The sequence below is a fragment of the Streptomyces sp. NPDC021212 genome (genome assembly GCF_044332925.1).
Taxonomy (GTDB): domain Bacteria; phylum Actinomycetota; class Actinomycetes; order Streptomycetales; family Streptomycetaceae; genus Streptomyces.
In genome coordinates, this window is the sequence record NZ_JBIRPZ010000011.1 from 269,051 (window position 1) to 292,408 (window position 23,358).

Annotated in this window: 27 protein-coding genes; 9 read left to right on the forward strand and 18 right to left on the reverse strand. The window is 72.7% G+C overall.

Translation table 11 applies throughout. From position 1 onward, the window contains the following. Positions 1-151 precede the first annotated feature (151 nt). On the reverse strand, positions 152-1,660 hold the full coding sequence (locus tag ACH4SI_RS29200) for an anthranilate synthase component I (RefSeq protein WP_398300742.1): 1,509 nt from the start codon (positions 1,658-1,660) through the stop codon (positions 152-154). A gap of 45 nt (positions 1,661-1,705) precedes the next feature. Continuing rightward, positions 1,706-2,071, reverse strand: a complete 366-nt coding sequence (gene hisI / locus ACH4SI_RS29205; protein WP_398300744.1) for a phosphoribosyl-AMP cyclohydrolase — start codon at positions 2,069-2,071, stop codon at positions 1,706-1,708. 131 nt (positions 2,072-2,202) lie between these two features. On the opposite strand from hisI, the gene ACH4SI_RS29210 reads away from it, so the two are divergent. Together ACH4SI_RS29210 and ACH4SI_RS29215 are read left to right on the forward strand one after the other, a co-directional pair. Further along, the gene (locus tag ACH4SI_RS29210; RefSeq protein ID WP_398300746.1) at positions 2,203-3,084 is read left to right on the forward strand and encodes a hypothetical protein; all 882 of its coding nucleotides are present in this window, start codon (positions 2,203-2,205) and stop codon (positions 3,082-3,084) included. A gap of 77 nt (positions 3,085-3,161) precedes the next feature. Beyond that, positions 3,162-3,794: a TIGR03085 family metal-binding protein gene (locus ACH4SI_RS29215; RefSeq protein ID WP_398300748.1), complete on the forward strand. Its 633-nt coding sequence runs from the start codon at positions 3,162-3,164 to the stop codon at positions 3,792-3,794. Between the two features lie 43 nt (positions 3,795-3,837). Here ACH4SI_RS29215 and ACH4SI_RS29220 read toward each other — a convergent pair whose 3' ends face one another. Then, complete coding sequence (locus tag ACH4SI_RS29220; RefSeq protein ID WP_398300750.1) at positions 3,838-4,161, reverse strand: DMT family transporter; 324 nt, start codon at positions 4,159-4,161, stop codon at positions 3,838-3,840. A gap of 119 nt (positions 4,162-4,280) precedes the next feature. Between ACH4SI_RS29220 and ACH4SI_RS29225 the strand changes: the two genes are divergently transcribed. After that, the gene (locus ACH4SI_RS29225) at positions 4,281-5,198 is read left to right on the forward strand and encodes a LysR substrate-binding domain-containing protein (protein WP_398300752.1); all 918 of its coding nucleotides are present in this window, start codon (positions 4,281-4,283) and stop codon (positions 5,196-5,198) included. Positions 5,199-5,212: 14 nt separating this feature from the next. Here ACH4SI_RS29225 and ACH4SI_RS29230 read toward each other — a convergent pair whose 3' ends face one another. The 3 genes from ACH4SI_RS29230 to ACH4SI_RS29240 all read right to left on the reverse strand — a co-directional run bounded on the left by ACH4SI_RS29230 (position 5,213) and on the right by ACH4SI_RS29240 (position 8,087). Further along, the gene (locus tag ACH4SI_RS29230) at positions 5,213-6,226 is read right to left on the reverse strand and encodes a LacI family DNA-binding transcriptional regulator (protein WP_398300754.1); all 1,014 of its coding nucleotides are present in this window, start codon (positions 6,224-6,226) and stop codon (positions 5,213-5,215) included. Positions 6,227-6,345: 119 nt separating this feature from the next. After that, positions 6,346-6,762, reverse strand: a complete 417-nt coding sequence (locus ACH4SI_RS29235; RefSeq protein WP_398300756.1) for a HEAT repeat domain-containing protein — start codon at positions 6,760-6,762, stop codon at positions 6,346-6,348. A 236-nt stretch (positions 6,763-6,998) separates the two neighbouring features. Next, positions 6,999-8,087, reverse strand: coding sequence for an alkene reductase (locus ACH4SI_RS29240; RefSeq protein WP_398300758.1), 1,089 nt, complete (start codon positions 8,085-8,087; stop codon positions 6,999-7,001). A gap of 65 nt (positions 8,088-8,152) precedes the next feature. On the opposite strand from ACH4SI_RS29240, the gene ACH4SI_RS29245 reads away from it, so the two are divergent. The 3 genes from ACH4SI_RS29245 to ACH4SI_RS29255 all read left to right on the forward strand — a co-directional run bounded on the left by ACH4SI_RS29245 (position 8,153) and on the right by ACH4SI_RS29255 (position 10,247). Next, positions 8,153-8,512, forward strand: coding sequence for a MerR family transcriptional regulator (locus tag ACH4SI_RS29245; RefSeq protein WP_398300760.1), 360 nt, complete (start codon positions 8,153-8,155; stop codon positions 8,510-8,512). 83 nt (positions 8,513-8,595) lie between these two features. Beyond that, positions 8,596-9,237 carry an RNA polymerase sigma factor gene (locus tag ACH4SI_RS29250; protein WP_398300762.1) on the forward strand — a complete coding sequence of 214 codons (642 nt, stop codon included), beginning with the start codon at positions 8,596-8,598 and terminating at the stop codon, positions 9,235-9,237. Then, entirely contained in the window at positions 9,234-10,247 is a 1,014-nt protein-coding gene (locus tag ACH4SI_RS29255) for a CU044_5270 family protein (RefSeq protein WP_398300764.1), read from the forward strand. The genes ACH4SI_RS29250 and ACH4SI_RS29255 overlap by 4 nt, the downstream gene beginning before the upstream one ends. A 58-nt stretch (positions 10,248-10,305) precedes the next feature. Here the strand turns inward: ACH4SI_RS29255 and hisF are convergent, their stop codons facing one another. The 8 genes from hisF to hisD are packed head-to-tail and all read right to left on the reverse strand — an operon-like array spanning position 10,306 to position 16,103. Then, positions 10,306-11,076 carry an imidazole glycerol phosphate synthase subunit HisF gene (gene hisF, locus ACH4SI_RS29260; RefSeq protein ID WP_398300766.1) on the reverse strand — a complete coding sequence of 257 codons (771 nt, stop codon included), beginning with the start codon at positions 11,074-11,076 and terminating at the stop codon, positions 10,306-10,308. Beyond that, positions 11,073-11,498 carry a RidA family protein gene (locus ACH4SI_RS29265; protein WP_398300768.1) on the reverse strand — a complete coding sequence of 142 codons (426 nt, stop codon included), beginning with the start codon at positions 11,496-11,498 and terminating at the stop codon, positions 11,073-11,075. Before ACH4SI_RS29265 ends, hisF begins: the two co-directional genes overlap by 4 nt. Further along, positions 11,495-12,226, reverse strand: coding sequence for a bifunctional 1-(5-phosphoribosyl)-5-((5-phosphoribosylamino)methylideneamino)imidazole-4-carboxamide isomerase/phosphoribosylanthranilate isomerase PriA (gene priA / locus ACH4SI_RS29270; protein ID WP_398300770.1), 732 nt, complete (start codon positions 12,224-12,226; stop codon positions 11,495-11,497). The genes ACH4SI_RS29265 and priA overlap by 4 nt, the downstream gene beginning before the upstream one ends. A gap of 52 nt (positions 12,227-12,278) precedes the next feature. Then, positions 12,279-12,923 carry an imidazole glycerol phosphate synthase subunit HisH gene (gene hisH, locus ACH4SI_RS29275; protein WP_398300772.1) on the reverse strand — a complete coding sequence of 215 codons (645 nt, stop codon included), beginning with the start codon at positions 12,921-12,923 and terminating at the stop codon, positions 12,279-12,281. After that, positions 12,920-13,084 carry a hypothetical protein gene (locus tag ACH4SI_RS29280; RefSeq protein WP_398300774.1) on the reverse strand — a complete coding sequence of 55 codons (165 nt, stop codon included), beginning with the start codon at positions 13,082-13,084 and terminating at the stop codon, positions 12,920-12,922. The genes hisH and ACH4SI_RS29280 overlap by 4 nt, the downstream gene beginning before the upstream one ends. Further along, positions 13,085-13,678 (reverse strand): imidazoleglycerol-phosphate dehydratase HisB, encoded by a 594-nt coding sequence (hisB, locus tag ACH4SI_RS29285; protein ID WP_398300776.1) that lies wholly within the window; start codon positions 13,676-13,678, stop codon positions 13,085-13,087. Then, entirely contained in the window at positions 13,675-14,781 is a 1,107-nt protein-coding gene (locus ACH4SI_RS29290; RefSeq protein WP_398300778.1) for a histidinol-phosphate transaminase, read from the reverse strand. The genes hisB and ACH4SI_RS29290 overlap by 4 nt, the downstream gene beginning before the upstream one ends. Next, a complete protein-coding gene (gene hisD, locus ACH4SI_RS29295) occupies positions 14,778-16,103 on the reverse strand; it encodes a histidinol dehydrogenase (RefSeq protein ID WP_398300780.1) in 1,326 nt (441 codons plus the stop codon). The genes ACH4SI_RS29290 and hisD overlap by 4 nt, the downstream gene beginning before the upstream one ends. Positions 16,104-16,258: 155 nt before the next feature. On the opposite strand from hisD, the gene ACH4SI_RS29300 reads away from it, so the two are divergent. The 3 genes from ACH4SI_RS29300 to ybaK are packed head-to-tail and all read left to right on the forward strand — an operon-like array spanning position 16,259 to position 19,162. Next, complete coding sequence (locus ACH4SI_RS29300) at positions 16,259-17,854, forward strand: oxidoreductase (RefSeq protein WP_398300782.1); 1,596 nt, start codon at positions 16,259-16,261, stop codon at positions 17,852-17,854. Between the two features lie 34 nt (positions 17,855-17,888). After that, positions 17,889-18,629 carry an LON peptidase substrate-binding domain-containing protein gene (locus ACH4SI_RS29305; RefSeq protein WP_398300784.1) on the forward strand — a complete coding sequence of 247 codons (741 nt, stop codon included), beginning with the start codon at positions 17,889-17,891 and terminating at the stop codon, positions 18,627-18,629. Between the two features lie 17 nt (positions 18,630-18,646). Continuing rightward, positions 18,647-19,162, forward strand: coding sequence for a Cys-tRNA(Pro) deacylase (gene ybaK / locus ACH4SI_RS29310; RefSeq protein ID WP_398300786.1), 516 nt, complete (start codon positions 18,647-18,649; stop codon positions 19,160-19,162). Positions 19,163-19,564: 402 nt separating this feature from the next. Here the strand turns inward: ybaK and ACH4SI_RS29315 are convergent, their stop codons facing one another. From ACH4SI_RS29315 to ACH4SI_RS29330, 4 genes are all read right to left on the reverse strand, one after another. After that, positions 19,565-20,251 carry a hypothetical protein gene (locus tag ACH4SI_RS29315; protein WP_398300788.1) on the reverse strand — a complete coding sequence of 229 codons (687 nt, stop codon included), beginning with the start codon at positions 20,249-20,251 and terminating at the stop codon, positions 19,565-19,567. A 135-nt stretch (positions 20,252-20,386) separates the two neighbouring features. Continuing rightward, on the reverse strand, positions 20,387-21,130 hold the full coding sequence (locus ACH4SI_RS29320) for an SDR family NAD(P)-dependent oxidoreductase (RefSeq protein WP_398300790.1): 744 nt from the start codon (positions 21,128-21,130) through the stop codon (positions 20,387-20,389). Then, positions 21,127-21,906: an SDR family NAD(P)-dependent oxidoreductase gene (locus tag ACH4SI_RS29325; protein ID WP_398300793.1), complete on the reverse strand. Its 780-nt coding sequence runs from the start codon at positions 21,904-21,906 to the stop codon at positions 21,127-21,129. Before ACH4SI_RS29325 ends, ACH4SI_RS29320 begins: the two co-directional genes overlap by 4 nt. 21 nt (positions 21,907-21,927) lie before the next feature. After that, on the reverse strand, positions 21,928-23,283 hold the full coding sequence (locus ACH4SI_RS29330; RefSeq protein WP_398300795.1) for an MFS transporter: 1,356 nt from the start codon (positions 23,281-23,283) through the stop codon (positions 21,928-21,930). Positions 23,284-23,358 lie beyond the last annotated feature (75 nt).

The window sequence follows — 23,358 nt, forward strand, 5'->3', positions numbered from 1 at the left end:
GGGGCAGGGCCCCGAAAACCAGCCCGGCCGACGCTTGAGGCCCAGGGCCCGGGACAGAGCCCCGAAAACCAGCCCGGCCGACGCTTGAGGCCCAGGGCCCGGGGCAGGGCCCCGGATTCGGGAAGGGGCGGGGTGGGGGAAAGCCCCCGGACTACCCCAGGCGGTTGGCCGCGTGCACCGCGCGCAGCACCGCCGCCGCCTTGTTGCGGCACTCCGCGTCCTCGGCCGTCGGGTCGGAGTCGGCGACGACTCCGGCGCCGGCCTGGACGTAGGCCGTGCCGTCGCGCAGCAGCGCGGTGCGGATGGCGATGGCGGTGTCGGAGTCGCCCGCGAAGTCGAGGTAGCCGACGCAGCCGCCGTACAGCCCGCGGCGGCTCGGCTCCAGCTCCTCGATGATCTGCATCGCGCGCGGCTTGGGGGCGCCGGAGAGGGTGCCGGCGGGGAAGCAGGCGGTGAGGACGTCGAAGGCGGTGCGGCCCCCGGCGAGCTTGCCGGTGACGGTGGAGACGATGTGCATGACATGGCTGTAGCGCTCGACCGACATGAAGTCGACCACCTCGACGCTGCCGGGCTCGCAGACCCGCCCCAGGTCGTTGCGGCCCAGGTCGACCAGCATCAGATGCTCGGCCCGCTCCTTGGGGTCGGCCATCAGCTCCTCGGCGAGGGCGGCGTCCTCCTGCGGGGTGGCGCCGCGGGGCCGGGTGCCGGCGATGGGGTGCAACATCGCGCTGCCGTCCTCGACCTTGACCAGCGCCTCGGGACTGGAGCCCACCACGTCGAAGCCGTCGAAGCGGAAGAGGTACATATAGGGGCTGGGGTTGGTGGCCCGCAGGACCCGGTAGACGTCGAGCGCGGTGGCCGAGCAGGGCGTCTCGAAGCGCTGCGAGGGGACGACCTGGAATGCCTCGCCCGCGCGGATGCGCTCCTTGATGTCGTCCACGGCCGTCATGAAGTCCGCGCCGCCCCACAGCGCCGTGTACTCGGGCACCTCGGAGGGGGGCAGGGCGGTGGGGTCGGTCGGGACGGGCCGTACGAGGTCGGCGGCCATCGCGTCGAGCCGGGCCACGGCGTCCGCGTACGCCTCGTCCACGCCGGTGTCGAGGTCGTTGTGGTTGATCGCGTTGGCGATCAACAGCACGGTCCCGTCCCAGTGGTCGAGGACGGCGAGATCCGAGGTCAGCAGCATGGTCAGCTCGGGCAGCCGCAGATCGTCCCGCCCGTGCTCGCCGATCTTCTCCAGCCTGCGGACGACGTCATAGCCGAGGTAGCCGACCATGCCGCCGGTGAAGGGCGGCAGATGGGTGAGACCGCCCAGGTCACGCGGGGTGTGCAGGGTCTCGACCGTGGCGCGCAGGGCGGCGAGCGGGTCACCCTCGGTGGGGACGCCGACGGGCGGGGTGCCCAGCCAGTGGGTGCGGCCGTCGCGCTCGGTGAGGGTGGCGGCGCTGCGGACGCCGACGAAGGAGTAACGGGACCAGGAGCGGCCGTTCTCGGCGGACTCCAGCAGGAAGGTGCCGGAGCGCTCGGCGGCGAGTTTGCGGTAGAGGCCCACCGGGGTGTCGCCGTCCGCGAGCAGCTTGCGGGTGACGGGGATGACACGGCGGTCGGCCGCCAGCTTGCGGAAGGTCTCGAGGTCCATCGTGGCAGCGTCCTGGGTCATGGCTGGGAAGCCTAGTGGGCGATCTTGGGTCCGAGGGGCTGCTCGTTACTCGCCCAGCGGAAGGACGTCGGCGTCGAAGCAGGTGCGGTCGCCGGTGTGGCAGGCGGCACCGACCTGGTCGACCCGGACGAGCACGGTGTCGCCGTCGCAGTCGAGCGCGACGGACTTGACCAGCTGGATGTGACCCGAGGTGTCGCCCTTGACCCAGTACTCGCGGCGGCTGCGGCTCCAGTAGGTGCAGCGGCCGGTGGTGAGGGTGCGGTGGAGCGCCTCGTCGTCCATCCAGCCGAGCATCAGCACCTCGCCGGTGTCGTACTGCTGGGCGATGGCGGGGACGAGGCCGTCGGCGCCGCGCTTGAGGCGGTCGGCGATGGCCGGGTCGAGGGCGGAGGGACGATCGGAGCCGGTCATGCGACCATTCTGCACGCCCGGACGAGTGCTCCGCGGCGGGCGCCGACGGCCCGGGGCCGCCCGCGGTCCCGCCTGCCGGAATGGCCGGGCCCGATGGTCGGGATGCGGGGGTGATGGGGCATGCTTCGGGCATGACGTTTCCGCCGCCGTCGCATGACCCCAACCGGCCTGGAAACGGCGGGGGGTTTGGTCCGCCGCCGCAGGAGCCGCCGCAGCAGGAACCACAGCAGACGCAGCAGACGCAGGAGGGTTTCGGACCGCCGATCGACCCGGCGCCGTCAGGCGGGCCCGGGCAGCCCGGTCCGCCCGCGCTCCGCGGCGGATTCGGGCCACCCCCGCTGCCCCCGCCCCCGGCCGGGCCGCCGCCCGTCACCGGCCGCGCCAGGACCGCGGCGATCGTGACCGGTGTGGCGGTGGGCCTGGCGGTGGTCGCCGGGGTGGCCTTCTTCGGCGCGCAGGACGACGACGGCGGCGGCGAGAAGGCGGCCGCCGCCCCCTCGTCCCCCTCGAACCGCCCCCTCTCGTCGCCGTCGGGCGCCGCGTCCGCTTCGGCGGGTGGGTCGGAGGACCCGGGCCAGGGCGCACCGCTGGGCGGCGGGGACGACCGGGCCGTCCCGTCCCCCGACCCCTCGAAGTCGTCCGGCCGCCGGATGCCGTACGTCGTGCTCAAGCCGGGCACCTGCTTCGACCACCCGGCGATGGACAGCAGCGTGACGAAGGTCGAGAAGCGCTCGTGCGACCGCGCGCACGACGGCGAGGTGATCACCAACCAGAGGCTGACCGGAGACTTCTCCTCCGAGCGGGCGATCCAGCGCAAGGCGCTCTCGCTGTGCGCGACGGACGCCGAGAAGCGGCTGGAGAGCGTCCCCAACGACGGCCGGGAGTACTACTACTACGCGTTCTACCCGGCCCTGGGCACCTACACGGAGCACCGCAAGGACCGGGTCTCGTGCGCGCTGACGGTGAGCACGGGCAAGGACGGCGCCAAGCTGAAGGAGCCCATACCGAAGTAGCCCCCCGGCGCGCTTCGGGGCCGTTTCGGGGCGTTTTCTCATGGCGGGCGGCGGGCGTCGGCCGTAGGGTGGGCGGTATGTCCACTCACGCGAAGCGCGAACGCCTGCTCCTCGCCGATCTCTTGGAGAACGCGGGCCCCGACGCCCCGACGCTGTGCGAGGGCTGGACCACCCGCGATCTGGCGGCCCACCTCGTGGTGCGCGAGCGCCGCGCCGACGCGGCCGGGGGCCTGGTGATCAAGCCGCTGGCCCAGCGGCTGACCCGGGTGCAGGCCGAGTTCACCGCGAAGCCGTACGAGGAGCTGGTGCAGCTCTTCCGCACCGGCCCGCCTCGGATGTCGCCCTTCGCGATGAAGCAGGTGGACGAGGCGGCCAACACCGTCGAGTTCTACGTCCACGCCGAGGACGTCCGCCGCGCCCGGCCGGACTGGACGCCGCGCGAGATCGACCCGGTCTTCGCCGACGCCCTGTGGTCCCGCATCGAGCGGGTCGCGCGGGTGTTCGGCCGCAAGTCCCCGGTCGGTCTGGTGCTGCGGCGCCCCGACGGCCGTACGGCGGTCGCCCACCGCGGCGTCCCGGTGGTCACGGGCACCGGCGAGCCCGGGGAGCTGGCGCTGTTCCTGTACGGGCGGCAGCAGGCGGCCCGGGTCGAACTGGACGGCGACAAGGAGGCGGTGGCCGCGGTGCGGGACGCCAAGCTCGGCATCTGAGCCCCGGCCGCCGGACCGTCGGCCCTGCCCGGCGTCATGCGGGTCATTGCGTGCTGCCGAGGTTGAGCGTGACGACGCCGCCGATCACCAGGGCCACGCCCATCGCCTTCGCCGCGGTGAGCGGTTCGCCCAGGAAGAGCAGACCGATCACCACGATGAGGGCCGTGCCGAGGCCCGACCACAGGGCGTACCCCACGCCGACCTGCATCCCGTAGTGGATCGCCCGTGCCAGCAGGAAGCACGCCACCGCGTACGAGGCGAGGCAGGCCAGGGAGGGTCCGGGGCGGGAGAAGCCCGCGGTGGTTTTGAGGAGACTCGTGCCGATCAATTCGGCGGTGATGGCGGCCAGAAGGAGGAGGTAGGCCATGCCGACAGTCTCCGAGCGGCGGGAAGTGCACGTCAAACCTGTCGGCAGGGGCCTGAGACCCCCGAAATGTGTTGCTCGCCATTGCCCGCCCGGCCGGGCGCCGCGTAGCGTCCCGACCTGTGCGTACGCCCCTCCCTCCGCTGCCCGGACTGCTGGCCTACGAGGCGACCGCGCGGCTCGGCAGCATCGCGGCCGCCGCCGATGAGCTGGGCCTGTCGGCGTCGGCGGTCAGCCAGCGCATCCGGGTGCTGGAGACGCACCTGGGGATCGCCCTGTTCGAGCGCCAGGCGCGCAGTGTCCGGCTGACGCCGATGGGCCAGGCGTATCTGCCCACCGTCCGGGGCGCGTTCGACGACCTGTCGGCGGGCACCGGCGGGCTGTTCGGCCCGGCCGGGGGCGGCCGGCTGACCGTGCGGGTGCAGGTCTCGTACGCCATGACCTGGCTGGTGCCCCGCCTCCAGGACTTCCACGACGGCTATCCGCACATCGACCTGCGGGTGGTGACCGCGATCTGGGCCAACGAGGTTCCGCCGCACGAGGTGGACCTGGAGATACGTCACGGCAACGGCCGCTGGGCCGGATTCACCGCCGATCTGCTGCACGAGGACCAGGCCGTGGTGGTCGGCTCCCCCGCCCATCTGGAGGCGTACGGGCCGCTGACCGGGCCCGCCGACCTGGAGCACCGGCCGCGGGTGCACGTCATCGGCTACGACGACCTCTGGCAGCGGCTGTTCCCGCACACCCCGCCGCCGTCGCGGGGCGCGGAGGCGACCATCACGCTCGACACCACCGTGGCCGCGGCCCAGTTCGCCGCCTCCGGGCTGCACTGCGCCCTGATCCCCGAACGCTTCGCCCGCGCCGCCGTCCGCGACGGCCGGCTCGTCGTCCTCCACGACCGCCTGGTGCCGCTGCGCCAGGCCCACTACCTGCTGCAGCGCGAGGGCGAGGCCCATATGACCCCGGAGGGGCGCACGTTCGTCCAGTGGCTCATCCGCCAGGACATCGAGGACCCGCCGCTCCAGCCGGGCGGCCAATAAGTGACTAGTACGTTCTAGGGACTCTCGGGTGCCGGTCCGGTGGTGGCGCGCTCCACCAGGTGCGGCGCGAACACGTTCTCGGTCGCCTCCCGGCCCGCGACGAGATCCAGCGCCCCGCTCACCGCGGCCTCCGCGAGCCGGGCCGCGTCCTGCGACACCGTCGTCATCTGCACATGCGGGAACTTGGCCAGCCGCGAATCGTCGTACCCGACCACCGAGATCTCCCCGGGCACCGCGCGGCCCTCCCGCCCGAGGACGTCCAGCACGCCGGTGGCACAGCGGTCGTTGAAGGCGACGACGGCCGTGGGCGGGGTCTCGCGGGCCAGCAGATAGCGCATGCCCTGCGCCCCCGCGTTCTCGGTGAGCCCGCCGGCCAGCACCTCGGCCGAGTCCTGGAGTCCGTGCCGCCCCATGGCCTCCAGGAAGCCGAGCCGCCGGTCGGAGCTTCCGGGCGCCCCGGCCCCGTCGATGTGCGCGATGCGCCGGTGACCGAGGGCGGCGAGGTGGTCGACGGCGAGCGCGACCCCCGCGCGGTCGTCGCCGCGTACGACGCCCACGCCCGGTACGTCGGTGTGGCGGGCGACCAGCAGCGTCGGCAGCCGGCCGGACAGCCGGGTCAGCTCCTCCGCGCCGAGCCTGCTGCCCAGCAGGATGGCCGCCTCGCACCGCTCCCGCAGCAGGGCCCCCACCGCGGCGGCCTCCGCGCGGCTGGGCGCCACGGCGCTGAGCGTCACGTCGTAGCCGCGCCGGGCCGCGGCGGCGTAGATCTGTTCCACGAGGTCGCCATGGAAGGGCTGCTGGAGTTCGAAGGTGACGCCGAGCAGCCGTGAACTGCTCTGGCGCAGCTTGCGGGCGCGCTGGTCGGGGACGTACCCCATCTCGTCGGCGATCTTCAGCACGCGTGCGCGGGTGGCGTCGCTGGCTCCCGGGACGCCGCGCATCACGATCGAGACCAGCGCGGTGGAGATACCGGCGGCCCGTGCGACATCGGCCATGGTCGGCCGCGTGCCGCCCGTCTCCTCGGTCACCCCGTCACTCCTGCCCTGCCGAAACGCCGTCCTGGCCGACCCGCCCCCGAGCATATCGATCTCTTGACCGGCTCCTCGTTCCCGTTCCACGGTCCCGTAACTAGAACGTACTACTCACCTCACCCTTGTGCGTCGTCCGCCCATGCCGAGATCTCCGCGGCGCCCCGGCGGACCGCTTCTTCCGGGTCCCGGACGAGCTGCCCGCAGACCGCTTCGAGGTCCGGCACGCTGTCAGGCCCCGCAACCGCGTCCCGCACCCCGGTCTGCAGCCAGTCGGCGTGGTTGTCGTCGGCCTCGGCCACCGCGCGAGCGACAAGCCGTACGGCGGCCACTGTCCCCACCCGGGCCAGGGCCTCTGCCGTCTGTCGCGTCACGGCCGTGTCCTCGGCGTCCAGCAGCAGCCCCGCCAAGGCTTCCGCAGCCTCGGGAACATCGACGAAGGAAGCGAGACCACGCCCGGCGCGAACACGTCGCGACCACGAGGGAGACGCAGCCTCGGCCAAGGCCGTCTCCAGCTCACTCGTCTTCTCTGCCACACTCACACGGTTTCATGCCCGACGAAGGCACCACACCGCGAGGAGCGTCGAGACGATGGGCAGACGGCACACCTACCGCACCACCGTCCGATGGACCGGCAACACCGGGAACGGCACCGGTGGGGGATGCCGGGGCTACGGGCGGGAGCACGAGGTCGTCAGCGGCGGCCTATGAGAACGCGGCCACCGGGACCATGGAGGAGACGGCCGGTCATGGCGGGCGGTTCACCCGTCCGTCACGAGGCGACGGTCAGGGTGGGGTAGTCGGTGTAGCCCGTCTCGCCGCCCACGTACATCAGGTACCGGTCGCGGACCGGATTGACGGGGGCGCCGGTGCGGAGGCGGTGGACGAGGTCGGGGTTGGCCAGGAAGGGGCGGCCGAGGGCGATCAGGTCGGCTCCGGCGGTGAGCAGGCGCCCGGCCTCGCGGAGGCCGCCGTCGGCGGGGATCTGGTCCACGGGCAGCACCGGGTTGGCCATCAGGGTGGTGGGCCAGGTCTTGCGGAGGGTCTGGAAGAGGGGCTGGTCCGGGTCGGCGTATCCGACGTGGAGATAGGCGAGGCCGAGGTCGGTCAGGGCCTCGGTGAGGGCGGGGTAGAGGGCCTCGGTGTCGTCCTCCTGGATGCCGTTGACCGTGTGGCCGGGCGAGACGCGCAGCCCCACCCGCTCGGGGCCGATCGCCTCGGCCACGGCCTCGGCGGTCTCGACCACGAACCGGATGCGGCGGCTGACCGGGCCGCCGTAGGCGTCGGTGCGGCGGTTGGTGTTCCCCGCGAGGAACTGGTGGAGGAGGTGACCGTTGGCCGAGTGCACCTCCACCCCGGCGAAGCCCGCGTCGACGGCGTTGCGGGCGGCGGCCGCGAAGTCGGCGATGGTGGTGCGGATGTCGTCGGCGGTCATCTCGCGGGGGACGACGGCATCCTGGTGGCCGCCCGGGGTGAAGATCGTCTCGGGGAGCGGGACCGGGGAGGGGGCCACCGGGGTCAGTCCGCTGGTGTCGGGGTGGCCGACCCGGCCGCCGTGCTGGAGCTGGAGGAACATCCGGCCGCCCGCGGCGTGGACGGCGTCGGTGACGCGCCGCCAGCCCGCCACGTGGGCCCGGCTGTGGATCGCGGTGATGTTCGGGTACGTCTGGCCTTCGGCGTTGGGCGTGGCGGCTTCGGCGATGATCAGCCCGGCGGAGGCGCGCTGGGCGTAGTAGGTGGCCATGATCGGCAGCGGTACGCCGTCGGCGGCGGCGCGGTTGCGGGTCAGCGGGGCCATCACCAGGCGGTTGGGCAGGTGCAGTTCGCCGAGGCGGGCCGGTTCGAAGAGTGCGTTCGTCATGCCGGTACCGTAGAAGTTGTCATTGATGTCAGATTCAAGTCGGGAAACGGGCGGGGCGGTACGGCATGCGGATCGGGGAGCTGGCACGGCGCACCGGGGTGAGCGAGCGCTCGTTGCGCTATTACGGGCAACAGGGCCTGCTGTGGGCCGAGCGCACCCCCGGCGGCCACCGCGAGTACGGCGAGGGCGCGGTGGACCGGGTGATCCGCATCCAGGAGCTGTTCGCCGCGGGGCTGTGCAGCGAGAAGATGGCCCAGCTCCTCCCCTGCATGCGGGACTCGGACGGCGGACCGTCCCGGGCCGCCACCCCGCGACTGGTCGCCGACCTCACCGCCGAGCGGGAGCGCATCGACCGGATGATCGCCGACCTGCTCCGCTCCCGCGAGGTCCTCGACGAGGTGATCCACACGGCGTCGGCCGAATAGCCATCACGCGCCCCGCTCTGTGGCGCAGGTCACCGGAACCACGCACAGCGTGCGGAGAGGCACGGGTGTGAGGTGCAAACGAGATGACTGAGGGCCTGCGCGAGCGGATACGGGCGGGTGACCGCGAGGCGTTCGCGGAGCTGTACGAGGAGCACGCGCGAAGCGTCTACAACCATGCCTTCCGGCTGACCGGCGACTGGTCGGTCGCGGAGGAGGTGATGGGGGACACGTTCCTGGACGCCTGGCGCGGGCGTGAGCAACTGGAGCCGGGCGACGGCACGTTGAAGCCGTGGTTACTGGGCGTGGCGACGAACAAGGCGCGCAACGCCAATCGTGGCATCGGCCGGCGGCTGGCCTTCCTGGCCCGGCGACCCGCGCCCGATCCGGTGGCGGACTTCGCGGACGAGACCGCGGGCCGGATCGACGACGCCCGCCAACTGGGCGCCGTGCGGGAGGTGTACGGCCGTCTGCGGCGCGGGGAGCAGGAGGTGCTGGCGCTGTGCGTGTGGTCGGGGCTGGACTACGCGCAGGCGGCCGAGGCGATGGGGATTCCGGTGGGGACGGTGCGCTCAAGGCTGTCCCGGGCCCGCGCCCGGCTGCGCAAGCTCGCGGAGCAGCGGCTCGCTGAGGAAAAGAAGGAACCGCCGCGGCGTCGCGGAGAGGTACAGCACGAGGCCGCGTTCGCGGCCCTGCCGTTTCAGGAGTTTCAGGAGGACCCCCGATGAGGCCCGAGCGCGAGGACGCCGCGTACGAGGAGATCGCCCGGCTGCTTCCTCCCGTCCCGGCCGAGCGGGACGTGCCCTCCGCTCCGTACCTCCACCACAAGGACCGATTGATGCAGCTCATCGACGACAACGCCGACGCCGCCGACCAGAAGACGACCCCCGCCCCGAAGACCCGGCAGCGGCTGCTGCGCCCGGCCGTGCTGATGCCCGCCGCAGGGCTGGCGCTGGCCGGGGCACTGGCCGTCACCCTCACCGGGGGCGGCGGGGCGTCCGGCGACACCACCGCCCGGCCCCACGAGACCGCCACCGTCCTGCTCGACCGGCTCGCGGGGACCGCGGCGAAGTCGGACGTCCAGCCGGTGCGCCAGGATCAGTTCGCCTACGTCAAGAGCGTCGGGGCCGGGGCCGAGATGAAGGAGAACGGCGCCTCCAAGCTGGATCCGCGGGGCGAGAGCGAGTCCTGGAGGTCGCAGCAGGTGAAGCGGATCCACAAGACCGGCGAGTATTACGAGAACGGGGTCTACTCCAACATGTACGAACTGGGCGGGTCTCCGGCGGGCATCGGCCGCCCCACGTACCAGTGGCTGGCGTCCCTGCCGACCGATCCGGACGACCTGCTCAAGGAGCTGTACCGGATGACCGAAGCGGAAGACGGCCAGGAGAAGGCGCAGGCCGTCTTCGAGCAGATCGGCCGGTTGCTGGGCGACGTGATGCCGCCGGAGAACGCCGCCGCGCTGTACAAGGCCGTCGCGAAGATCCCCGGGGTGACGCGGCAGGAGGACGCGGTGGACGCGGCGGGCCGCCACGGGTTCGGCATCGCCCGCGTCGACAAGCGGACGTGGATCGCGAACGAGTGGATCTTCGACCGGGACAGCCTCGCCTACCTCGGTAGGCGCGAATACCGGACGAAGGACTTCGGGGCGGGCAAGAAGGGCGACGTCCTGTCGGAGTACGCCCTTCTGGACCACGGGATCGTCGACCACTACCGCGAGCGGCCCACCACCAAGTGATCAGAGCATGAAGCGGGGGACCACCGTCCGGTGGTCCCCCGCCGCGGCCGCGTACTCCTCAGCGGACCGGGTGCCCCGCGTCCCGCAGCGCGCCCTTGACCTGGCCGATGCGCAGGTCGCCGAAGTGGAAGACGGAGGCGGCCAGCACCGCGTCCGCGCCCGCCGCGACGGCCGGGGGGAAGTCGGCGAGCTTGCCCGCGCCGCCGCTGGCGATGACGGGGATGGTGACGTGCTTGCGGACGGCTTCGATCATCGTGGTGTCGTAGCCGTCCTTGGTGCCGTCCGCGTCCATCGAGTTCAGCAGGATCTCCCCGGCGCCCAGCTCGGCCGCGCGGTGGGCCCATTCGACGGCGTCGATGCCGGTGCCGCGGCGGCCGCCGTGGGTGGTGACCTCGTAGCCGGACGCGGTCTCCGTTCCGGACGGGCAGCGGCGGGCGTCGACCGACAGGACGAGGACCTGGCTGCCGAAGCGCTCGGCGATCTCGCGGATGAGGTCCGGCCGGGCGATGGCGGCGGTGTTGACGCCGACCTTGTCCGCCCCGGCGCGCAGCAGCTTGTCGACGTCCTCGGGGGTGCGGACGCCGCCGCCCACGGTCAGCGGGATGAAGACCTGCTCGGCGGTGCGGCGCACCACGTCGTAGGTGGTCTCGCGGTCGCCGGAGGAGGCGGTGATGTCGAGGAAGGTCAGCTCGTCGGCGCCCTCCTGCCCGTAGATCCGGGCCATCTCGACGGGGTCGCCGGCGTCCCGCAGGTTCTGGAAGTTGACGCCCTTGACGACCCGGCCGTTGTCCACGTCCAGGCAGGGGATGACTCGGACCGCCAGGGTCATGACTTTCGGGCTCCTCGGAATGCTTCCAGTTCGACTTCCACCAGCACGCGTGAGTCGACGAAGCCGGACACCACGACGAGGGTCGCGGCGGGGCGTACGGCGTCGAAGATCTCCTTGTGGGCGCGGCCCGCCTCGTCCACGTCGCGCGCGTGGGTGAGGTACATACGGGTGCGGATGACCGACTCGACGCCCAGGCCGAATTCCTTCAGCGCGTCGAAGGCGTGACGGAAGGCCGCGTGGGTCTGCTCGTACGGGTCGCCCTCGCCCTCCAGGACGCCGCGCTCGGCGAGCGGCATGGTCCCGGACACGACCACCAGGTCGCCGGCCGCGACGGCCCGGGCGAAGCCGATGCTCTCCTCCCAGGGGCTGCCGGTCTGAACCCGCCGCGTCGTCTTCTCGGCTGAGCTATCGGCTCCGGTCATACGCTTACCGCCTCCAACGCCTCTTCCAAGGTGAACGCCTTGGCGTAGAGCGCCTTGCCCACGATGGCGCCCTCGACACCTTCCGGTACCAGGGTCGCAAGAGCGCGCAGGTCGTCGAGCGAGGAAACGCCGCCGGAGGCGACGACGGGCTTGGGCGTAGCGGCGCAGACGTTGCGCAGCAGCTCCAGGTTGGGGCCCTGGAGGGTGCCGTCCTTGGCGATGTCGGTGACGACGTAGCGGGCGCAGCCCTCGGAGTCGAGGCGGGCGAGGGTTTCGTACAGGTCGCCGCCGTCGCGGGTCCAGCCGCGGCCGCGCAGGGTGGTGCCGCGGACGTCGAGGCCGACGGCGATCTTGTCGCCGTGCTCGGCGATGACCTTGGCGACCCATTCGGGGGTCTCCAAGGCGGCGGTGCCGAGGTTGACGCGGGTGCAGCCGGTGGCGAGGGCCGCGGTGAGCGAGGCGTCGTCGCGGATGCCGCCGGACAGCTCGACCTTGAGGTCCATGGCGCGGGCGACCTGGGCGATCTGCTCGCGGTTGTCACCGGTGCCGAAGGCGGCGTCGAGGTCCACCAGGTGCAGCCATTCGGCGCCGGCCCGCTGCCAGGCGAGGGCGGCCTCCATCGGGTCGCCGTACGACGTCTCGGAGCCGGACTCGCCGTGGACGAGGCGGACGGCCTGGCCGTCGCGGACGTCGACGGCGGGGAGGAGTTCGAGGCGGTGCGTTGGCATGCGGGAACCTTACGGTGAGGACGGAGCGGGCGGGTGCGGGCGGGGCGGCCGGTCAGAGCGTGTCGAGCCAGTTGCGCAGCAGGCGGGCCCCGGCGTCGCCGGACTTCTCGGGGTGGAACTGGGTGGCCCACAGCGGGCCGTTCTCCACTGCGGCCACGAACGGCTCGCCGTGTGTCGTCCAGCTGACCTTGGGCCCGGGCATGTGCGGGTTGCTGACCTCCAGCTCCCAGGTGCGGACCGCGTAGGAGTGCACGAAGTAGTAGCGCTCCTCCTTGTCCAGCCCCGCGAAGAGCCGCGAGTCGCCGGGCGCGGTGACCGTGTTCCAGCCCATGTGGGGGACGACGGGGGCGCGCAGCGGTTCGACGGTGCCGGGCCATTCGTCCAGGCCCTCGGCCTCGACGCCGTGCTCGATGCCGCGGCCGAAGAGGATCTGCATGCCGACGCAGATGCCCATGACCGGGCGGCCGCCGGCCAGCCGGCGGCCCACGATCCAGTCGCCGCGCACCTCGCGCAGCCCCTTCATGCAGGCGCCGAAGGCGCCGACGCCGGGGACGAGGAGGCCGTCGGCGGCCATGGCCTTGTCGTAGTCGCGGCTGATCTCGACGTCCGCGCCGACGTGGGCGAGGGCCCGTTCGGCGGAGCGGACGTTGCCGAAGCCGTAATCGAAAACGATCACATTCTTAGCGCTGGTGCTCAATTCCAGACCTCCAGCCGAAGGATCCCGGCCAGCAGAGCCATCGTGGCGCCCACTCCCAGCAGCACGATCACGCCCTTGGGCAGCCCCTGCTTGGCGAAGGAGACGACTCCGCCGAGAAGGAACAGCCCGAGCAGGATGAAAACGGTCGACAGCCCGTTCATTCAGAGGGCGCCCTTCGTGGAGGGGAGGATCCCGGCGGCGCGCGGGTCGCGCTCGCTCGCGTACCGCAGGGCCCGGGCGAGCGCCTTGAACTGGCACTCCACGATGTGGTGGGCGTTGCGCCCGTAGGGCACGTGGACGTGCAGGGCGATCTGCGCCTGGGCGACGAAGGACTCCAGGATGTGCCGCGTCATCGTCGTGTCGTACGTGCCGATCATCGGCGCGATGTTCTCCGGCTCGGTGTGCACGAGGTACGGGCGGCCGGAGAGGTCGACGGTCACCTGGGCCAGCGACTCGTCCAGCGGCACGGTGCAGTTGCCGAAGCGGTAGATCCCCGTCTTGTCGCCGAGCGCCTGCTTGAAGGCGGCGCCGAGCGCGAGGGCGGTGTCCTCGATGGTGTGGTGGGTGTCGATGTGCAGGTCGCCCTCGGTCTTGACGCTGAGGTCGAAGAGGCCGTGGCGGCCGAGCTGGTCGAGCATGTGGTCGTAGAAGCCGACACCCGTTGATACTGCGACGTCGCCTTTACCGTCGAGGTCGATCTCGACGACGACCGAGGTCTCCTTGGTGGTGCGCTCCACGCGGCCCACGCGGGTCATGCGCTTCTCTCCTTCATCAGCTCGCGAACCGCGTCGAGGAACGCGTCGTTCTCGGTCGGGGTGCCCGCGGTGACCCGCAGCCGGCCCGGTACTCCGTTGTCCCGGACCAGGACGCCGTGGTCCAGCAGGGTCTGCCAGGCCGCATGGGCGTCCTCGAAGAGTCCGAACTGGACGAAGTTGGCGTCCGAGTCGGTCACGTCGCAGCCAAGGGCGCGCAGCTCCCGCACCAGCCGGTCGCGCTCGGTCTTGAGCGCGTCGACGTACCCGAGCAGCGTATCGGTGTGCTCCAGGGCGGCCAGCGCGGTGGCCTGGGTGACGGCGGACAGGTGGTACGGCAGCCGGACGAGCTGGACGGCGTCGACCACGGCCGGGTCGGCGGCGAGGTAGCCGAGCCGCAGCCCGGCGGCGCCGAACGCCTTGGACATCGTCCGGGAGAGCACCAGATGCGGCCGGCCCTCGATCAGCGGCAGCAGCGACGGGCGGTGGCTGAACTCGGCGTACGCCTCGTCCACGACCACCAGCGACGGCTTGGCCGCCTGCGCCGCCTCGTACAGCGCGAGCACCGTCTCGGCTCCGACGGCGGTGCCGGTCGGGTTGTTCGGCGAGGTGATGAAGACGACGTCCGGCTTGCGCTCGGCGATCTCCGCGCACGCGGCCCCGACATCGATCGTGAAGTCGTCGTTCCGCGGGCCGGAGATCCAGCCGGTGCCGGTGCCGCGCGAGATCAGCGCGTGCATCGAGTACGAGGGCTCGAAGCCGATCGCGGTGCGCCCGGGGCCGCCGAAGGTCTGGAGCAGTTGCTGCAGCACCTCGTTGGAGCCGTTGGCCGCCCACACCTGCTCGGGTCCCACCGCGAGACCCGCCGTACGGGTGAGATAGCGGGCCAGCTCGGTGCGCAGCTCGACCGCGTCCCGGTCCGGGTAGCGGTTGAGCCGGCGGGCCGCCTCGGCGACCCGCTCGGCGATCCGCTCCACCAGCGGCTCGGGCAGCGGATAGGGGTTCTCGTTGGTGTTCAGCCGTACGGGCACGTCCAGCTGCGGCGCGCCGTACGGGGTCTTGCCGCGCAGCTCGTCACGGATGGGCAGATCGTCAATCCCGGTCACTTGCTCCCAGGTACCTTCCAGTCGAACCGTGCCTTCACCGCCGCGCCGTGCGCGGGCAGGTCCTCCGCGTCGGCGAGCGTCACCACATGGCCCGCGACCTCGGCCAGCGCCTCGCGGGTGTAGTCCACGACGTGGATGCCGCGCAGGAAGGACTGCACCGACAGGCCGGAGGAGTGGCAGGCGCAGCCGCCGGTGGGCAGGACGTGGTTGGAGCCCGCCGCATAGTCGCCGAGCGACACCGGTGCGTACGCGCCGACGAAGATCGCCCCGGCGTTGCGCACCCGGGCCGCGACCGCCGCCGCGTCCTCGGTCTGGATCTCCAGGTGCTCGGCCGCGTACGCGTCGACCACCGCGAGGCCCTGTTCGAGGCCGTCGACCAGCACGATGCCGGACTGCCGCCCGGCGAGCGCCGGGGCGATGCGGTCCTCGACGTGCTTGGTGGCCGCGACCTGAACCTCCAGCTCCTTCTCGACCGCGGCCGCCAGCTCCTCGGAGTCGGTGACCAGCACCGAGGCGGCCAGCGGGTCGTGCTCGGCCTGGCTGATCAGGTCCGCGGCGACGTGCACCGGGTCGGCGGTGGCGTCGGCGAGGATCGCGATCTCAGTCGGCCCGGCCTCGGCGTCGATGCCGATGCGGCCCTTGAGCAGCCGCTTGGCGGCGGCGACCCAGATGTTGCCGGGCCCGGTGACCATGGAGACCGGACGGCACTCCTCGGTGCCGTACGCGAACATGGCGACCGCCTGGGCACCGCCCGCCGCGTACACCTCGTCGACGCCGAGCAGCGCGCAGGCCGCCAGGATGGTGGGGTGCGGCAGCCCGCCGAACTCCGCCTGCGGCGGGGAGGCGACGGCCATCGAGGCGACCCCGGCCTCCTGGGCGGGCACCACGTTCATCACAACGGAGGACGGATAGACGGACCGGCCGCCCGGTGCGTACAGCCCGACGCGCTCGACGGGCACCCAGCGCTCGGTGACCGTGCCGCCCGGCACGACCTGCGTGGTGTGGTCGGCGCGCCGCTGCTCGTGGTGGACCAGCCGGGCCCGCCGGATGGACTCCTCCAGGGCCGCGCGCACGGCCGGGTCCAGCTCCTGGAGGGCGCGGGTCAGCGCCTCGGCGGGCACCCGCACCCGCTCCATGGTCACGCCGTCGAACCGATGCGCGTACTCGATCAGTGCAGCGGTGCCGCGATGGCGCACGTCGTCGCAGATGGGCCGCACCTTCTCCAGGGCGGCCTCGACGTCCAGCTCGGCACGGGGCAGCAGGTCGCGGTCGATCCCGCCTTCCGGGAAGGCGGCACCGCGCAGATCGATACGGGAGATCACGCGATCAATTGTCTCAGACGTGTTCCGGCGTCCCGCCCCCCGTATCAGTGAGTGATACGGACCCCCTAAGTTGATCCTGACCGTTGGCGTTCAAGCGGTTACTCAGCGGGAATGTGGATCCGTACGGGGATACGGAGGACAGGAGGCACACGGCTGTGACCGAGCCACACGACGGCGATCCTCCCCCGGGGCTCGACCTGACCACCGCCGAGTGGGGCATGTGGCAGGCGTTCCGTAACGGCAGTACGCACGATCTGCGCACCTCCCACCCCCAGCGAAACGATCCGTCCGGCCCGTACGCCTGGGGCCCGGAGCGCAGTGTGCGCGCCCGGGTCGTCGCCCTGCTGCTGCTCGACGGGCCGCACGCCCAGCCGGGCCGGGTGGCCGCGCTCAAGCTCAACGGGGTGCACATCACCGGCACCCTCGACCTGGCCGGCGGCAGCATCGACCCGTACGTGGAGCTGAAGAACTGCCGCTTCGAGCGGGAGGTGCTGCTTCCCGAATCCCACTTCACCACCCTCCGCCTGGTGGGCTGCTCGCTCCCCCGGCTGGAGGCGGCCCGGCTGAGCACCGAGGGCGACCTGCATCTGCCGCGCTGCGTGGTCGACCACGGCATCCGGCTCACCGACGCCCACATCGGCACCGATTTACTGCTCAACCAGCTGATCGTGCGCCGCGACCGCCGGGGGATGTCGATCACGGCGGACGGGCTGACGGTGGCCCAGGACTTCCAGGCCGACATGATCGAGTCGTACGGCGAGATCAGTCTGCGCGGCGCCCAGATCGGCGTGTCGCTCTCCCTGCGCGGCAGCCGGCTGCGCAACCCGTACGGGCGACGGGCGCTGAACGCGCCGCAGCTGACCGTCGAGCGCAGCCTGTACCTCACCGCGGGCGGGCTGAGCACCTATTCCAGCGGTTCGACGCCGCCGTACGGCACCACCAGCACGCCGACGCGCGGCACCCGCATCCAGCGCTTCGAATGCGAGGGCGGGATCCGGCTGGACGACGGGCGGATCGGCGACGCCATCGACTTCGACCAGGCCCGCTTCGTCATGGAGAACGACCAGGAGCTGTCGCTGCGCCGGGTGCAGACGCCCGAGCTGCGCTTCCTGGGCGAGCGGCCGCAGCGCGGCCGGGTGATCCTGTCCGGCGCCAAGGTGGTCAATCTGGTCGACAAGTCGGTGAGCTGGCCGGGCCCCGGCGGGCTGACCATGGCGGGCTTCTCCTACGAGAACCTGATCCCGCGTGGCCACTTCCCGCTGTCCCGGCGGCTGGAGTGGGTGGCGGCCGCGACCCCCGAGTACGCGCCCGAGCCGTACGAGATGCTGGCCAACACGATGCGGGCCAGCGGCGAGGACGCCGACGCGCGCGAGGTGCTGCTCGCCAAGCAGCGCCGCCGCCGCGAAACGCTGCCGCTCGCCGGGAAGATGTGGGGCTACCTCCAGGACTGGACCGTGGCCTACGGCTACCGGCCCGGCCGGGCGGCGGTGTGGATGGCGGTGCTGTGGGCCGTCGGCTCGGTGTTCTTCTCACACAACAGACCGGACCCCATCAAACCGGACGAGACCCCGTACTGGAACGCCTCGCTCTATACGCTCGACCTGCTGATCCCGGTCATCAACCTGGGCCAGGACGGCTACTGGAAACCCGCGGGCGCGGTCCAGTGGGCGTCCATCGTGATGATCCTGCTCGGCTGGGTGCTGGCGACCACCGTCGCGGCCGGTGCCTCCCGGCTGCTGCGGCGCCAGTGAACAGACACGCGTGGGGCCATTAGGCTTACACCCCGTGACCTCCGCGCGCCTTCCGCTCTTCCCGCTGAACACGGTGTTGTTCCCGGGGCTCGTCATGCCCCTGAACGTCTTCGAACAGCGGTACCGCTCCCTGATGCGCGATCTTTCGGCGCTTCCCGAGGACGCGCCGCGCCGGTTCGGGGTGATCGCCATCAGGGACGGCCACGAGGTCGCGCCCAGCGCGATCGGTCTCCCGGAGTCGGCGCCCACCCCCGACCGGGGCCCGGCGGCCGGCTTCGGCCCGGACCCGGCCAAGTCGTTCTACGGGGTGGGCTGTATCGCTGACGCGGCCACCATCCGGGAGCAGAGGGACGGCACCTTCGAGGTGCTGGCCACCGGCACCACCCGCTTCGAACTGCTGTCCGTGGACTCCACGGGGCCGTACCTGGTGGGCGAGGTCAACGAGTTGGAGGAGGAGCAGGGAGACGGTGCCGGAGCGCTGGCCTCCGGGGTGGTACGGGCCTTCCGCACCTACCAGAAGCGGCTCGCGGGCGCCCGGGAGCGCACCCTGGCCGCCGAGCAGGACCTGCCGGGCGAGCCCTCGGTGCTCTCCTATCTGGTCGCGGCCGCCGCCGTGCTCGACACCCCGGCCAAGCAGCGGCTGCTCCAGGCGCCCGACACGGCGAGCCGACTGGCGGATGAGCTGAAAATGCTGCGCTCCGAGAGCGCGGTCATCGGTAAGCTCCCGTCCCTGCCCGCCGTCGACCTCACCCGCCGCCCCACCAGCCCCAACTGACGCAACCTCTTGTGAAGATGGCGAAGAAGACCAAGAAGAACTCCTCCGGTTCCACCGGAACCCCCGCCACCACCGCCCTCGCCGCGGCGGGCACGGCCTTCACCGTGCACTCCTACGACCACGACCCGGCCGCCCCCTCGTACGGCGAGGAGGCCGCGCGGGCGCTGGGCGTGGAGCCGGGCCGGGTGTTCAAGACCCTGATCGCGAGCGTCGACGACCGCCTCACGGTCGCCATCGTGCCCGTGTCGGCCACCCTCGACCTCAAGGCGCTCGCCGCCGCGGTCGGCGGTAAGCGCGCCACCATGGCGGACCCGGCGGCGGCCGAGCGCACCACGGGCTACGTCCGCGGCGGCATCTCCCCGCTCGGCCAGCGCAAACGGCTGCCGACCGCGCTGGACGCCTCCGCCGACGGCCACGAGACGGTCTGCGTCTCGGCCGGCCGCCGGGGCCTGGAGGTCGAGCTGTCCCCGCAGGACCTGGCGTCGCTGACGGACGCGGTGGTGGCGCCGATCGCGCGGTTCGACACGCCGTAGGGGGCGGTCCGCACGGTCGCGTCGGGCCCGTGATGTCGCCTCACGGCGGTAGCTGGGGGAGGCACTGCCCGCGACGAGAACGGAGCCGGGGTGCCGGGCCGTGCGTCGCGAGCCCGGCATGATCGGCGAGACACTCCCAGGGCTTGCCCGCGGGTCCCGCGGGGCGCACGGCACGCTCCCCCGGCGACCGCTCTGGACGTCGCGGGCGACCCGACGCGACTCTCGTGGGCGGGGGCGCGGCCGTCCTCCTCGCCCACGGAGGCCCCGACACTGTCGTGCTGACCCGCGCCGACCGGTGTGCCGACGCGCCGAGGACTGGTGGTGGCCCGGCGTCATCGCGGGGCTGAGCATGCTGGTCCTGCTCGCGCCGGGGTGGGCCCTGGCCCGACTGCGGGCCACCCCTCAGCCCCGGACGGTCCGGGCCCGGACCACGTGGCCGTCGCGGACCTCCACGTCGTACTCCACGCCCGGCGCCAGCGGGCCGCGCACCGCGCGGGCCGCGCCGTCCAGCCGTCCGCTCTGCCGGGCCCACTCCAGCCGCAGCAGTACGTCGGCGGCGAGCTCGGCGGGCTCGGGGGGCGTACCGGCCACCGGGCGGCCCCAGGCCGCGGCCACGCCCTCCACCCGCTCCAGAAAGCGGCGCGGCGACCAGCGGGGCGAGGCGAGGGCGGCCAGTACGGCGCGGGCCGTGGCCTCGGAGTCCACCAGCGCCACGTCCGCCGCGCCGTCCAGCGCCGCGTCGGGGCAGCCCGACCCGCCGGGGCCGACGCGCAGCACGACCCCGGTACGGCCGTCCGCCGCACCCGGCACCGACAGCGGCCCGGAGGGCCGGGCGGGGTCCAACGGCTCGGGCTCGTCCACCGCCCCCAGCCGCCGCAGGGCCGCGACGAGCGCGCCGAGCCCGTCGCACGCGGCGGCGGCGCCGGTCGGCCCGTTCACCAGCCACCCGCCGCTGTTCGCCACCACCCGCAGACCGGGCCGGCGGCCCGCCCGCGCCGCCGCGACCGCGACGGCCCGCCGGGCGGTCACGCCGCTGGTCCACGGCCGGGCCCAGTCGAACGCCCCGCGCTCACCGCACGCCCCGCACATCCGTTCACCTCCTCCGTCCCGGTACCGCCCACGGTCTCCCGGCCGCCCGCACTCCGGTGGCACACCGCCGGTGCGGACGTGGGAGACCCAGGTCCACCCCCGGCTTGGGAGCCGGGGCCGCGCGAGCCGCCGCGGCTACGGCATCACGTCGCCGCTGTTGGGTCCCAGCGTCTGGCCGACGTATAGGTTGCCGCCAGGGTCGGAGGCCAGCAGGACGGCGGTCGGCGCCACTTCCTCGGGGCGACCGAAGCGGCCCAGGGGGAGTTCGGCCTGCTTGGCGGCCTTCCACTCGGCGGTGATCCCGGCGACCATCGGGGTGTCGACGGGGCCGGGTGCGATGGCGTTCACCAGAACGCCGCGTTCCGCCACCTCCAGGGCGAGGGACTTGGTCAGCCCGATGACCCCGGCCTTGGCCGCCGCGTAGTGGGACAGCGAGCGGCCGCCCTTGATGCCGAGCTGGGAGGCGATGTTGATGACCCGCCCCCAGCCGCGCTCGGCCATCCCCGGTACGACGTAGCGGCAGCACAGGAAGACCCCGGTGAGGTCGACGGCGATGGTCTCCGACCACAGCCGCGGGTCCATCTCGGTCAGGGGCGCCTCGGTGAGGATGCCCGCGGCGTTGACCAGGATGGCGATGCCGCCGTGCTCCCGCGCCACCGCGGCCGTCACGGCCTCGACGGCGGCGGGGTCGGTGACGTCCAAGGCGGCGTGGCCCGCCGCGCCGGTCTCGGCGGCCGCCGCGGCGGCGCGGGGCCCGTCGCGGTCGGCGATCACGACCCGGGCGCCTTCGCGTACGTAGGCCGCCACGACGGCGCGGCCGATGCCGCTGGCCCCGCCGGTGACAAAAGCGGTGCGCCCGTCCAGCGCCCCGGCCGTCATGCGGGCATCCTCACCGTGAGGCCGCCGTCCACCACGAGGCTCTGCCCCGTGACGTACGAGGCGTCCTCGGAGGTCAGATAGGCGATCGCGGAGGCGACCTCCTCGGGCCTGCCGACCCGCCCCCAGGGGATGGAGCCGGCGGCGCGGGCGAGCCCGTCGGGGCCGAGCGAGTTGACCGGGTCGGAGGACTGCGGGGTGACGATGAGCCCGGGGATCACCGCGTTGACGCGGATTCCGCGCGGGGCGAGTTCGACCGCCAGGCTCCGGCACAGCCCCAGCACTCCGGACTTGGCGGCGGCGTAGTGGGCGTGGTCGCCCCAGCCGTAGACGCCGCCCGCGATGGAGGAGACGGCCACCATCGCGCCCGGCCCGGACATGCGCCCGGCGGCGGAGCGCAGGGTGCGCAGCACGCCGGTGAGATCGACGGAGAGCATGTCGTCCCAGGCCGCGTCGGTGAGTTCGGCGAGCGGCGCCCGGCGCAGCACCCCGGCGTTCGCCACGGCGATGTCCAGGCGGCCGTACGAGGTGAGGGCGGCCTGCGCGAACGCCTCGACGGCCGCCGGGTCGCGTACGTCCACCTCGTGCCGTACGCACTGGCCGCCCGCGGCCTCGACCAGGGTTGCGGTCTCGTCCGGGTCGTGGGGGTCGCCGGGGTAGTGGCCGAGCACCGTCCGTACGCCGCGGCGCGCGTAGGTGACGGCGAGCGCGCGGCCGATGCCGCTGGCCGCGCCGGTGATCACGGCGACCGGCCGCTCCGGCTGATCGTGCTGTATCACTGATCGGACTCCTGGTGGGATTCAGGCTTCGACGGTGTCGACCCGGCGGGCCGCGAACATCACGAAGCCGGAGAGGAACGTTCCGGCGGCGCCGACGAGCAGCGCGGTCTGGCCCCAGTGGGCGCCGGAGGCGAGCATCGCGGTGGCGATGGCACCGGCGATGACGGCCCCGGGCTGGCTGAAGGCGTTGATGAAGGAAGTGCCGGTGGCCCGGCAGCGGGTGTCGTAGCACTCACCCATGTAGAAGAGCATCGCCGCGTACGGGCCGATCAGGAAGAACATCCCGAGGGAGTAGAGCGCCACCACGGGCCCGGTGCCGTGCGCGACGGTGAGCATGAGGGCGAAGAGGATGCCGGAGACGATCCAGCCGCAGGCGATGACATTGCGGCGGCCGAAGCGGTCACCGGCCCAGCCGTGGAAGAGGTAGCCGGCGAAGCCGACGGCGTTGATGACGATGAACAGCAGCAGGGAGCCCTCGAAGCTGACGCCCTTGGCCTTGGTGAGCACCGTCGTACCGAGCACGCTGAAGATCTGGATGCCGAACCAGTTGGCGAGCCAGGCGAAGCTGAGGACGAGGGTGTTGCGCCGCGCCCGGCCGCGGAAGATCTCCAGCAGCGGGGCGCCGGGAGTCTCGTCCACGCCGTGGTCGGCGGCGAGTTGCCGCGCCTCCGTCTCCTTGCCCTCCTTCCGCAGGGCCCGCAGCCGCTTCTCCAGTTCGAACTGCGGGGTCTCCGGCAGGCCGCGCCGCAGCAGGGCGATGACGAGGGCGGGGAAGGTGGCGAGCAGGAAGCAGCCGCGCCAGCCGACGAGCGGCAGGAAGACGGCGACGAACGCGGCCGCGACGAGCGTGCCGACAGGCCAGCCGGACTGCACCATGCTGTAGACGAAGCCGCGGCGCTTCTTGATCGCCTCGTCCTCGGTGACGGCGTAGATCTCGTTGAGATAGGTGGTGTTGACGGCCTGTTCGGACAGGCCAAGGCCGCCGATCGAACGGACGCCGACCAGATAGCCGGCACCGGGGGTGACGGCCGAGGCGGCGGAGGCCAGGGCGGTGCCCGAGACGGTGAGGATCATGCCCTTGCGGCGCCCGAGCCGGTCCACGAGCGGGCCGACGCCGAGGACGACGACGGCGGTGCCGATGGAGATCAGGGTGGAGATCAGCGCCGCCCGCTCCTCGCTCCAGCCGAAGCGGCTGGAGATCTCGGGCAGCAGGGTGCCGAACAGGATGTAGTCGTAGACGGCGAACACCCAGGCGCAGAAGGCGATGGCGGTGGCCTTGCGCGTGGGGCGCACCCCGATGCGGGGCAGCCGCCGGGCGGGGGCCGTGGGGGGTCTGGGGTCGGAGGTGTCTCTGTTGTGGGAGGAGACGGTGGTCATGGCGGATGCCCCTTGTCGGAAGCGGGCCGCGCCGGCGCGGTGCGCCGTCGCGGTGAGAGGGGGAGGGGATGCTTC